Origin of the sequence: Paenibacillus sp. DRB1-1, assembly GCF_052119485.1 — a bacterium.
Classification (GTDB): Bacteria; Bacillota; Bacilli; order Paenibacillales; family Paenibacillaceae; genus Paenibacillus; species Paenibacillus polymyxa_B.
Genome location: NZ_JBODQH010000001.1, coordinates 3,094,669 through 3,107,590 on the forward strand (window position 1 = coordinate 3,094,669; position 12,922 = coordinate 3,107,590).

General features: G+C 42.3%; 8 protein-coding genes. 5 read left to right on the forward strand and 3 right to left on the reverse strand.

The genetic code is table 11. From position 1 onward, the window contains the following. Positions 1-491: 491 nt before the first annotated feature. The 5 genes from ACQW03_RS13755 to metK all read left to right on the forward strand — a co-directional run bounded on the left by ACQW03_RS13755 (position 492) and on the right by metK (position 7,092). Entirely contained in the window at positions 492-2,864 is a 2,373-nt protein-coding gene (locus ACQW03_RS13755; RefSeq protein WP_441950176.1) for a copper amine oxidase N-terminal domain-containing protein, read from the forward strand. A gap of 99 nt (positions 2,865-2,963) precedes the next feature. Next, entirely contained in the window at positions 2,964-4,499 is a 1,536-nt protein-coding gene (locus ACQW03_RS13760) for a stalk domain-containing protein (protein ID WP_441950178.1), read from the forward strand. 45 nt (positions 4,500-4,544) lie between these two features. Next, on the forward strand, positions 4,545-5,123 hold the full coding sequence (locus tag ACQW03_RS13765) for a hypothetical protein (RefSeq protein WP_441950180.1): 579 nt from the start codon (positions 4,545-4,547) through the stop codon (positions 5,121-5,123). A 141-nt stretch (positions 5,124-5,264) separates the two neighbouring features. Further along, a complete protein-coding gene (locus ACQW03_RS13770; protein ID WP_441950182.1) occupies positions 5,265-5,555 on the forward strand; it encodes a small, acid-soluble spore protein, alpha/beta type in 291 nt (96 codons plus the stop codon). Between the two features lie 334 nt (positions 5,556-5,889). Continuing rightward, complete coding sequence (metK, locus tag ACQW03_RS13775) at positions 5,890-7,092, forward strand: methionine adenosyltransferase (RefSeq protein ID WP_220030326.1); 1,203 nt, start codon at positions 5,890-5,892, stop codon at positions 7,090-7,092. Positions 7,093-7,221: 129 nt separating this feature from the next. Here the strand turns inward: metK and ACQW03_RS13780 are convergent, their stop codons facing one another. From ACQW03_RS13780 to ACQW03_RS13790, 3 genes are read right to left on the reverse strand one after another with little or no spacing between them, the layout of a single operon-like run. Beyond that, a complete protein-coding gene (locus ACQW03_RS13780) occupies positions 7,222-8,124 on the reverse strand; it encodes a TetR/AcrR family transcriptional regulator (protein ID WP_071643323.1) in 903 nt (300 codons plus the stop codon). 56 nt (positions 8,125-8,180) lie between these two features. Then, positions 8,181-11,297, reverse strand: coding sequence for an efflux RND transporter permease subunit (locus ACQW03_RS13785; RefSeq protein ID WP_441950185.1), 3,117 nt, complete (start codon positions 11,295-11,297; stop codon positions 8,181-8,183). Next, positions 11,294-12,703, reverse strand: a complete 1,410-nt coding sequence (locus ACQW03_RS13790) for an efflux RND transporter periplasmic adaptor subunit (protein ID WP_441950187.1) — start codon at positions 12,701-12,703, stop codon at positions 11,294-11,296. The genes ACQW03_RS13785 and ACQW03_RS13790 overlap by 4 nt, the downstream gene beginning before the upstream one ends. Between the last annotated feature and the right edge of the window lie 219 nt (positions 12,704-12,922).

Genomic DNA, 12,922 nt, shown 5'->3' on the forward strand with positions numbered 1-12,922 from the left:
ACTTTAAAGTGTATTAGAGTATTAGATTTCAAGGGAATCTATATACTTTATGTGCTTTATATATTCTATGGATAATTCTTAACGAATATACTCCATTAAAGACCGACTTAAATGTACGAAAATGACCCTTGTACATTTAAGGTTGATAAGGTAAAAGTTGTAGGATGACGGAGGAACAGGTTTAATAGTATAATTATGACTGTGGGGAGCGGAATACATAATCAAAAAAAATAAAATTTTTTTTGAAACAGACGCAACTTTTTGAACCCATGCTACGTCTAATTGGGTGAGTATGAAACAAAGGGGTACAAAAGCGTAAAGACAAAATTCGCTAAAAAAAATCTTTACTGCATTGTTATCACATTGTATAATACTGGAGTACGTCATAAATGGACGCTTTCTTTCAACTAGATTCCAAGCTTCTGTGATATTGTCACAGATATCATTTTATAAGGGTTCTCATAAAGCTCGGAAAGGAGGTGTAACGACTGATGAGTGACAAGATCCGACAAAAAGACAAAAATAATATTTCTGGTTATATTCAAGGAGGAGAAAAAAAGGTTATGACAAAGTTTAACAAAAAAATGATCAACGTGCTGGCAACAGCAACATTGGTTGCTGGTGTAGCAGCTCCAATCGCAGCATTGACTGCACCAACTGCAATCCATGCAGCTTCTAGCTATTCTGCTGTTAATACTCCTAGCATTGGTTCAAGCCAAACTACTAACACTACTCTGGGTAGAGTAAAAGTTAACGTAAGCCAAGCTTCTGTTGGCAAAAATGAATCTTTCACAGTTACATTGCCTAAAGGTTTTGAATTCGCTACTGCTCCTGGTGTTGTCCCTACTGCTATTGACTCTACTTATGGTTTGGGTGTTTACATTGATCCAGGCGATAACGATGATGATGCTGCAGCTCGTGCAGAAACTGGATACGTTAAGGGTGAAGGTTTGACTGTAGAGAAGCTCACTAATAACTCTGCAAGAGTGACTTTCAACTTTACTAACTCTAAAGATAGCGTTGATCTTTACCTGAACTTTGGTAAAATTAATGTTAACGGACCTAGCAATGGACCTGTAAAAGCTACTTTTGATGCAGCTTCTGCAAGTGGTTTCACTAGCGGTGAAGCAACAATTGCAAACGTAGTTTCTTCCGGTCAAGTATCTTTGTCTGCTGCTGATACAGTTTCCAGTGAAGAGAACTTTACTGCAACTTTGAAAGTTAAAGAAGAAACAGCTGGTTCTTTGGGTAATAGCAACATTAAGTTGAAATTGCCTAGTGGTTTCAAATGGGATTCCGCTCCTAAGAGCCCAGCCACTATTTTGTTTACTTCCAAGACAGACAAAGCAATTCAACCATCAGATGTAAACTACTCTACTGATGGCGATACGCTTACTTTGTCTCTGAAAAAAGTAAGTGATGCTCAAACATCTTTCCAATTGCCTGTAGGATTCTATGTTGATGATGAAAACAGTGCAAAAGAAGGCGATGTTACAGTTAGTATCTCTGGTAATGCAACAACTGATGTTAGCTCCCTCGTAGTTGGTAGCTATGGTCAAATCGGTGGTGGCGTTTCCGTTGCTACTCCATCAACAATTCTTGCTGGTCATGATGAGCAAAAAATTGGTGATGTTACAATTAAAGAAACTGTTGCTGGTTCTTTCGTAAAAGGACGTACTGTAACTTTGCGTCTGCCTGAAGGTGCTCGTTGGCAGTCAACTTTTGAAAGCAATAACCCAGGAAGCAACTTCTCTGGTTCTATGGAGAACACTAACGGTTTGGGTGGAGCAGAGGTTTCCTACACTGACTCTGACAAACGTACTTTGAAATTGACTTTCAACAATGCTAACAGCACAACTGATGCTGGTACTTTGAAACTGAAAAACGTTGAAGTTGCTACGCAACCAGGTTTCTCTGGCGATCTGAACGTTGATGTTGCTGGTAGCCAAGGTCTGAGCGGTACTGTTAAGGTTGCAACTGTGAAACAAGCTGTCACTCTGGCTGCTGCTTCCAAACCAACCCTGACAATCGGTCTGGGCGACCAACAAGTTGGCGATATCACAATCACTGAAGCTGCTAAAGAAGCTTTCGTTAAGAAAGACGGTAGCCGTGAAGTAATCTTGGAATTGCCAACAGGCGTACGTTTTGCTTCTACTCCAGAAGTAAAAGTTACAGCTGGTGACGTTAAAGTGAAGAGCGTATCTACTGATACTTACGGCGAAAGCAACAAAGGCCGTCTGAGCTTCTACATCGACAGCGAAAGTGCTACTCCAAGTACAATCACAATTTCAGCTCCTAAGCTGACTGTTGACCGTACTGTAGCTCAAGGCGATATCGTTGCTAAGCTGAAAGGTAGCGCAGTTTCTTACACTGCATACAAAGGCGCAACTGACAACACACAAAACTGGAAAGACAACAACACTGCAGCTGCTGAAGTAGCAATCGCAACTGTTGGAACTCCAGCTCCAGGTGCTACTAAAACTAAAGCTGTCTTCACACTGGGAAGCACTTCCTACACTGTGAACGGCGAAAGTAAAACTTCTGATGTAGCTGCTTATGCTGAAAACGGACGCACTTACTTGCCAGTACGTTATGCAGCTGAAGCTTTGGGTGTATCCCCACAAAACATCCTGTTTGACAAAGCAACTTCCACAGTTACCCTGATTAAAGGTGACCGCGTTGCTCAAATCAAACTGAACACAAACCTGTTGACTATTAACGGTTCTGTGGTTCGTATGGACGTTAAAGCTGTAACTAACAAAAACCGTACTGTACTGCCTATCTTCTGGGTGAGCAGAGCGTTGGATGCATCCATCAACTATGATGCAACTGCTAAAACAGTAACTGTTGAAAACAACAACTAATTTAAGAGCAACTCTTTTGAGTTAACTGAATTAGATGAGAAGAGGGTTCCTTTTGGAGCCCTTTTCTTTTATTAGTCTTATTGACAAAGGAGAGAAATTATGAAACGTTTTGGAGTGGCGGCACTTTCTACATTAGTTCTTTCTTCTGCATTTGCCAATTTTGCAGGAGCTCAACCAGGTGACATAAAGGTTATTATTAACGGTGTAACTCAGCAATATACCCAGTCCCCGGTTGTAAGTCAAAATACAACCTTGGTACCTCTGCGTGGTGTTTTTGAAAGCTTGGGTGCGAAAGTCGATTGGGACAGCAAAGCTAAAAAAGTAACAGCATCTAAAAATGACGATACGTTAACTTTAAATGTTGGTTCTAAACTTGCTTATAAAAATAGTAATCCTGTACAGCTCGATGCAGCAACTCAAATTCAAAAGGGTCAAGTACTCGTTCCTTTACGTTTTGTGAGCCAATCATTAGGCGCCAAAGTAAATTGGGATCAAAGTACACATACAATTACTATTTCAAACCAAGCAGATGGAAGTACAACTGGCGAAGTCAATAGCTTGTCCAGTAAGCCTTTCACAGCTCCTGTAACAAAGGTTACGTATGATACCTACTATAATGATTCGTTGGCCTATGATGATGCCGTTAAACTGGCTATAGCTGATAGTACTACAGTTAAAACAGCAGCAACGAATATCGATCAAGCAGGCAAAATCATGAAAGAAGCAGGCAAGAATATTGACTTTGTTCCAGCAGAAGCAGGTGATGAGGCTTCTGATAAAGCTTTCAAAGGCTATGCTCAAACGAATCTTAATTATGAGGCTGCTAAAAAAAACCTGGATATGACCAAAGAAGGTATTGAATATAATGTGAAAAGTCTTTACAATACGCTTCTTCAAAAGCAAAATGCCGTTAAGCTGGCTGCATTGAACATTGAAGATGCGGAGCGCAAGCTAAAAGTTGCACAAATTAAAAGAGACAATCAAATGTCGAGTGATTATGAAGTTACACAAGCAACCAATCAGGTGACTCAAAATCAAGCTGCTTTAGAAAAAGCAAAAAAAGATCTGGATAGTGCTTATGTGTCGTTGAACCAAGTGATTGGTTACAAACCGGAGCAACGTTATGAATTGAAGGATAAACCTGTATATTCTGAGTTCAAAGATAATGTTGAAACTAAAGTAAGCCAAGTACTTACCAGCAGCACGGCCATTTGGCTGAGTGAGCAAAAAGTGGATTTAGCTGAATTGAGCTTGAAGCTCTACAATTTTAGTACGCCAGGAAACACGCCTTACGAAGCTGAACAACTTAATGTTGAAAAAGCTCAGTATGCTACAGAAGGCACAAAGAGACAACTCGAAGAAGCAGTAAGAACAATTTATAATAACATCAAAGCATTAGAAAGCCAGTATTCACAGATTCAAGCTGGTTTGGTGAGTGCCAGAAGTGCGGCTGACATGGCTAAGAAGCAATTTGATGTTGGTTTGGCTACAGAGCTTCAGGTTTATGAAGCTAATTTGAAAGTGACTACTGCTGAGCAACAAGCCGAAGATATAGTTACAAATATTGATACATTGAAGTTGGCATTTGATAAGCCTTGGGCTATGCAGGGTTCTTCTGGAGCTAGCGCACAATAATTAAAACTTAACTATACTTGCTATAACCTGCTGTAGGAGGACTTCATGAAATCACGCTATAAAGTATCATTGGCTGCTGTTTTACTTGGAGGAGGAATTGTTGCTGGTTCCTTAATGAACAATTCAGTTAATGGTGCCTCCAGTTCTGGACAACCTGGTACAGCTGATGATCCAGTCGTAACTAAAAGCTATGTCGACCAAAAAATTGCTCAGGCAATTAAAGGTGAAGTACCAGCAAGTAACACAAGTAGTAAAACGACTAGTTCGAATGCTCCAGCAACAAACGCTACTTCTAACACAACGGCGTCAGGAGCCTCTAGTGCAGGAAAAGCTTCCACACCAGAGCAGACAGAGGCTTTAAAGGTTGTTGATGTAAAGCCTGGTCAAAAACTGATTGCCAAAGCAGGCTCGGAATTCATTTTACGTAATGGTTATGCTGTTGTGTATAGTATGGATGCCAGTGGTGCTATTGATATTACTTCTGGAACGGAAATTGTCCATAACCAGGCTGTCGAAAAAAATCATTTAGTATCCTTTCCTAGAGAAGGAAGAGGTATTCAAGTAAAAGAAGGTCAGAAGTTTGGTCTGGTCGTTATGGTACGAGGCGGTTATACTGTTCAGTAAACTGTTTTGTATATAATCTGCTTTCGATGGCTCTTTTTCTTAAATACTGTTTGGGATAGCAAATTGTTCTTGGCTAAGTTGAACCTAATCGCTGCACACTAACCCCATGAAAGACAATACGTTTAGTGGAGGGTGTATACGATGGCATCAAGAGGTCAAAGACGATTAATTCCTGAAAGCCGTGCCAGGTTAGATGATTTGAAGTATGAGATCGCTGCTGAGTTTGGGCTGCCTGTTTATAATCCCCAATATACACATATACAACCTAAGGCTGACAGTGAGTTTGCTTCAGAATTGGGACAGTTTGCAGGAGTCGAAAATGTAGCATGGCGCGATTTAACTTCAAGACAGAACGGTTCAGTTGGTGGTGAAATTACTAAGCGATTGATACAATCTGCTGAACTTAGCTTATCTGAATATGGTACATTGTAAATTGCAATAATTTTTTACAGTTTTTGATTATATAGTAGCGTATAAACTGGGGTTATTTACATGTGAATCGAAAATGGTTTGCATGTAAACTTACCTCAATTTCGAAAGTTGTAATTGGGTTGTATGAATTGACACCTTGTTTTAAATAGGATATCATGGCATTTGAGGCTTGTACGCAACCTTTTCCTACCGGAAAAGGTTCATTTTTTATTAATCAGGTGTAACAAGATATCTCCCGCCATTTGTTGGCTTGAAGGTATCTGAATAATACCATTGCCATGTCAGGATTTTTTTATAAATCCTCATGTATTTTAATTGTGGGAGGTTGAAATTCATGTCTGTAAAAGGCCGTCATTTGTTCACGTCCGAGTCTGTAACAGAAGGCCATCCGGATAAAATCTGTGATCAGATATCCGATGCTGTATTGGACGCCTTTCTGGCTAATGACCCTAATGCACGGGTAGCATGTGAAGTATCGGTAGCTACTGGTCTTGTTCTCGTCATTGGTGAAATCAGCTCCAAATCGGAATACGTGGATATTCCATCCATTGTACGTAATACGATTAAGGAAATTGGCTATACACGTGCGAAATACGGTTTCGACTATAATACTTGCGCTGTATTGACTTCTTTGAATGAACAGTCGCCGGACATTGCTCAGGGGGTTAATGCTGCCTTGGAAAGCCGTGATCCTGCTGAAGTAGATAAAGAAACGGATAACATTGGGGCTGGGGATCAAGGATTGATGTTTGGTTTTGCTACGAACGAGACACCTGAGTTGATGCCTTTGCCTATCGCTATGTCTCACCGTATTGCACGACGCTTGTCTGAAGTACGTAAGGATGGAACGCTGAATTACCTTCGTCCAGACGGTAAAACCCAAGTAACGGTAGAGTATGAAAATGGTAAACCTGTTCGTATTGATGCTATTGTGGTTTCTACGCAGCATGCAGAGGATACTACTTTGGAGCAAATTCAAGCAGACATCAAAGAAAAGGTTATTTTGCCAGTTGTCCCTGCCGAATTATTGGATGAGCAAACCAAGTATTACATTAATCCGACAGGACGCTTTGTTATCGGTGGCCCTCAAGGAGATGCAGGTCTGACAGGCCGTAAAATTATTGTGGATACGTATGGTGGTTATGCACGTCACGGCGGGGGAGCATTCTCCGGTAAAGATCCGACTAAAGTGGACCGTTCCGCTGCTTACGCTGCTCGTTATGTAGCGAAAAACCTCGTAGCAGCTGGATTGGCAGACAAAGTGGAAATTCAGCTTGCTTATGCCATCGGTGTAGCTACGCCTGTTTCGATTAACGTCGATACATACGGTACGGGTAAAGTAAGTGATGAGAAGCTGGTTGAATTGATCCGAAATAACTTTGATCTGCGCCCAACAGGCATTATCCGCATGTTGGATCTGCGTCGTCCAATTTATAAGCAAACTGCTGCCTACGGTCACTTTGGCCGTACAGATTTGGATGTACCATGGGAGAGCGTAGATAAAGCTGAAATTCTAAAAGAACAAGCGGGTTTGTAATTCCTCGTATGTTATCAAAATAAAAGCAATAACCCAAAAAGACTGTTTCATGCTTTGCATGAACAGTCTTTTTTTGATGTGTTTCGCTGTTAAGTATGAATTTGTTCCGATGTACCGAATGCTGAGTGACTACTCGGATATCGGTGCATGGTCCAATAAATTTTTAAGTAAACGACAAACCTTTTGCAGTTCCTTGTACTGCTCCAAATACGCAAAAAGGGCTTTCAGGAGGCCTTTTTGAGGGTTCGATTTCAGAGCCTCTTCCTTTAAATGAGCGTAGATTTGCTGACACTCCTGTTTCTCCTCTGAACTCCACGAAGACAGCAGTATACTGTCTTCCAAGGAGTGGAGAAGGCTGTTAATTTGACGACCTTGGTCAAAGGGATTACTTAGAGCACTTTCAGGTAACCAGCCTTGCTTGCTCCAGAACAAATGTGGAGCTGAATCAGCATTGTTCAGGCTGGTTGCCAAGGAACTGGATAAGAAGATGATAAACTGTGTTAGATGTTCAATCGTTTCATCATTCATCCGATCGGCAAAGAAGCGAATATATTCAAACACAATGCTTTTAAGTACAAAGGTCATATCCCATGCATGATCTTCAATGCTCGGTCCAAAAATATCAATCAGGCAGTCGCGAACCCATTTGTACAATTTATATTCATGATTTTCGAACGCGTAATTGAGTTGTTCATTCTGAAAAATAAGCATAGAAGGCTCAGGAAGATCCATCATAAGATACACTTTATTTTCAACGAGATTTTTCAAGTAAAGTACAATAAAACCGTGCAGTTTATCATGCTTAGAAAGATCAGGTTTACTGTAGAGAGCCCGGATGTCTTGTTCAATGTTATTTTCCAGAATGATACACATTTCTAGAGGGAGTTCTTCTTTTCCTTGAAAATATTTATAGAAGGATGCCTTCGCCATCCCACTTTCTTTGGCGATTTCTTCAACAGATGTTGAATAATAGCCTTTTCTGGAGAACAGCCGAATGGCCGCCTGTAAAATATCATTTTTTTTACTTTCCATACATACTTCCCCCTAGGGACCGACCAACTCAACAGCATGCGAATTCACTTCATACCTCACAAAGGTTGGTCACGTGTGATAACTGTGTGCTGCTGTTTTTTGAGTTGACGGCGCATCTTGTACTTGGCCATGATCATATACAAGGACGGTACGACAAACAAGGTTAACAAGGTCGAGAATAACAAACCGAAAATGACGGTAAACGCCAGTGGCTTAAAGAGCAGGCTTCCCAATAGTGCTAACGGAATCATACCTACAATAGCTGCCAAAGATGTCAATAAAATCGGTCTGAAGCGGGCAGTGGCCGCCTGTATTACGGCTTCCTTTAATTCCATTCCTTCATGTCGTGCATCCTCGATAAATTCAATTAACACAATCCCATTCCGCACAACAATGCCTGCGAGAGCAATAATTCCCATGATGCTCATAAAACCGATAGGCATACCGGTCAAGAAAATACCAATAATCCCGCCGGCTGCTGCCAGATACACGGTCGTCATAATAATAATAGGAATGGAGAGAGAATAAAATTGCATGGTAATCAAGAGTAAAATGAGCAAGACTACAACGATCGCCAGCTGTCCTAAGTCCTTGAATATGGTCGATTGGTCAGAGGTTTCCCCACCAACCTCCCATTTGTAGCCTTCTGGGAACTTCATTTGCGCCAGCTTACTTTCAACATCAACCATCGCTTCGCTTGCAGTTCGTCCGTTCAAGTCGGCTTCCACCGTAATCGTCCGCTCCATATTGTAATGCTTGATTTGCTGAATAGCAAATGACGGCTTAATCTGGACGAGCTGGTTTAATGGTATTTGCTTACCAGCTGCATTAACTACACTTAATTGTTGGAAAAGCTTACTTGGCTCCTCGTCACTGTGATTCAAATACATTTTAATATCTACCAGACTATTTCCAGCATCAAATTGGCTGACTTGGGCTCCTTCTTTTAATAGAAGCAGCGTGCGAGTCAAGTCTGTGTAACTTACCAGGTATTGATCCATCGCCTGTTTGTTGACCTCAAGCTCCAGTGCATATCGTTCAATTCCTATATCATCCACGATGCCTGTTGTGCCCTCTACTGTCGCGATCTGCTCCTTTGCTTTTTGGGCAAGGGTTTGCAGTTCATTCAGATCCTGACCTGAGATACGAATAGAAACGGGCTTACCCACTGGAATCCCGAGACGAGGAACATACATCGTAACTGTAACTCCAGGGTAGGATTTCTTAACATGTTGTTCCCATGCATCCACTGTCGTATTGAGATCGAATACGTTTTCTTTGCCGACGACAGCAATCTGCCCCACCGTTTCGTTATAACTAATATTTCCACCCGAACTATTAATGTCACTAAACAGTTGTGGGGCAGTCCCTCCAGCGCTGTAGACGACCTTGGAAGTTTCAGGTTGCTTTTTCACCCAGCCTGCAAGGTCTTTAACGACCTGGTCGGTTTCCGCAATTGAAGTGCCTACAGGCATTTTTACATTTAGTGCAACATGAGGATCTTCCGACTCAGGGAATAGTTCAACTGAAGTAAAGGGAACTAATCCATAGGCGGCTGTTCCAAGCATGAGTCCGACCATGGCTGTCAGCAAGGGACGCTGAATGACCTTAGGCATCAGTTTTTGTGAATAGAGCTTGTTTAAAGAATGAATCTGCTGGCCGAGCAAGCCTGCTGGTTTAGATTTACCCTGAGGGTGACGAGCCTGTCTGCGCTTCTCATACCATTCTCGAAAAATAGGAATGATGGTAAGCGACATGATCATAGAGGCAAGCATGGTCAGGGAGACAATAGCGGGAATGGGTCTAATAAAGGCCCCTACATTTCCAGGCAGAAACAACAATGGCGCGAAAGCTGAGATGGTGGCCAGAGTTGCAACCAAAATAGAAAGCATGACCTCTTTGGTACCTTTTACAGCTGCGACTGAGGGTGATTCTCCTAATTCCGTAAGTCTACGCTCAATATTATCATTTACAACTACGGCATCATCCACGAGTATGCCGAGTACAATGATCAGACCGACAACGGAAATCTGATTTAGAGTGATGCCGAACATAGGCAAAAAGATAATGGCAATCGAAACCGAAATAGGAATGGCCAGTGCAACAAATGCAGAGGTGAGCATATTCAGCCCCAACATACAAACGAGAATAACGGCCGCAATCGCAAGAATCGTTTCACGCTTTAAGTCGTCAAAGATATGGGTTACCTGATCCTTTTGTGCAAAAAGAGTTTGAAAGTGAACACCTGCGGGGAGTGTTTTCTCCAGCTCTTTGAGCTTGGTATTGACCCTTTCACTCATAGAAGGGATGTCTGTGCCTGTTTCTGCTCCAATACTTAGCGTAATGGCCGGTTTACCCTCTACATAGGCAAAGTATTCTGCATTAGGATGTGCCAGCTCCGTTGTGCCGACATCTCTTAAATAAACAGGATTACCTTCTTTGGTGCGTGTCAAAAGAACCTGATTCAATTCATCAGCTTTTTCGGTCTCGCGAACAATAAGTTGATAGGTACGTCCGTTGTATTCAATATTACCGGTAGGAACCCGATCAATTTGAGACTGGATCGCTTGAGCTACTTGTCCCCATGACAGCTGGTATTGCTGAAGCTTCTGGTTGTCAATATGGACACGTACTTCTTGATCAGGGAGACCATTGAATTTGACGCTAGATACGCCAGAAATGGTATTAAGCTGATCTTTCCAAATTGTTGTTAAATCATTTAGTTTATACAGTGGTGCGGAAGAGTCAGCTGTTAGGGCATAGGAGCCGATAAAAGAGCTGGTTAGCTTGTCATTTACAACAGGCACTTCAGCGCCTTGAGGAAGATCAGCTTGTGCATCCTGCACCTTTTTACGCATATTATCCCAAACCGTTTGAGGATCAACTCCGTTTTTGGATTCGATTAAAATAGAGGAGAATCCGTTACCAGAAGTCGAACTAATCGTTTTAACACCTTCTACTTCCTTAATGCGTTTCTCTAGCTCTTTGGTTACGGTTTGTTCTACTTTTTGTGGTGAAGCACCAGGGTAGACTGTTGTTAACATAGCATTCTGTATGGTGACATCCGGCATTTCCTGCTGTGGTAACTGGAAAAAGCCGAAGATTCCGACCAAAATCAGCATGACAAAAAACAGCAATGTAATTTTTCGTTTTTTTACAATGTACTCAATCATGGTCGTCCGCCTTCCTCCGACTGAATCGCATTTCCATCAAACAGGCTTTCTGCCCCTTTAACGACAATACGTTCACCTTCATGGAGTCCCGATACGATTTGTAACTGATTTTCTACAACCTGATTACCAAGCTCCACAGGAATTTTTACAGCTTTTCCTTGAACATCTTTGAAAATAAAAGGTTTGCTGCCCGTATTAATGACCGCTTCGGCAGGTACGAGAATCCCATTCTTGTCTGTCACCTGTTGAGCAGCTTTAATGACCTGGCCGGGTAACCAGTCTCGCTGTGGATTGTTTATAACAATTTCTACGTTAACCCTTCCTGTATCGGTGCTGGTTGAAGGATAGACGTTAGACACCGTACCTTGACGAGTTTCTTCATAGAGCGCCACTTCTACTTGTTGACCCTTTTTCCAATCCTTAATTTCACTGTCTGGTACAGGAAGCAGTACTTTGAGACGGTCGATGGAGCCTATGCGATAGACGGCTTGCCCTGACGCGACCAAATCACCTGTATTCACGATTTTGTCTAAGATTACACCGTTCACAGGAGAGATTAGACGTGTGCGTGAAAGTGCAAGTTCTGCCTGCCCCTTGGCAACAAGGGCTTTTTCGTAGTTGGCATGGGCTTGTTTTTGGGAAGCTGCAGCCTGTTCACTGGCCGCAAGGGCTTTGCTTTTACCTGCAAGCGCATCTTGAAAGGAAGCTTGGGCGGATTGATGATCTTCGGCTGTGGCTCCTTCCAGCAAAAGGGACAGGGATTCCTTGGCTTGTTCCAGGTCTTTCAGGGCTGCGGTAGCATTCAGGCGAGCATTTTCATTATCTGATGCGGTAGCAGCGCCTGCCTCAAACAGCTTCTGTGTACGCTCGCTATCCGTCTTGGCCTTGTTATAAGCGCTTTGTGCCTTATCTACAGTAGCTTGCGCTTGCTGTTTTTCCTGAGCGCGTGCGCCTTTATTGACCTTGTTAACATTCGCGCGAGCTCCTGTAATGCCGGCATCGGCGGATTGAATCGCGGAGGTAGCAGCCTGTAAATTAGCCTGTGCGTTATCAATACCAGCCTGTGCCTCCAAGATGGAGGCTGTCGCCTGTGCCACCTGAAGCTTGTAGTCAGCGTCATCCAGACTAGCAATAACGGCGCCCTTCTGTACAGCAGTACCGACAGTGAGATATGCACTGGCTACAGTGCCTCCATTTTGGAAAGCCAGTGTGTTCTCCTCATAAGCCTGAAGAGTGCCTGACAAGTTATAGGCAGTATGAAGTGGCGTGGACTTGACGATTGCGGTGCGCACAACGGTTGGTTGTGCAGATGAACCTAGAGCGGCATCTTTTTTTTCTGTAGAACATCCGGTCATTGCGATGCTCAGAGATAAAGTGAATATGATGATGACTCGTTGTTTATTCATGATTATCAATCCTTCCGAGTAGGGTCATAATTAGAGTTTTGAACCAATCAGTATTATTTGAACTTATTAGTTCAAATGTATTATAGTGCGCCAATATTGCATTCGTCAATTCACCGTTTTAGATTTTACGAATTAGTTGACGGGATTTTCGTAACTTTTGCCTATATAATAAGTCTATTAACATAAGAGGATTTTTTTGTTTATTGATAGAGTACACGT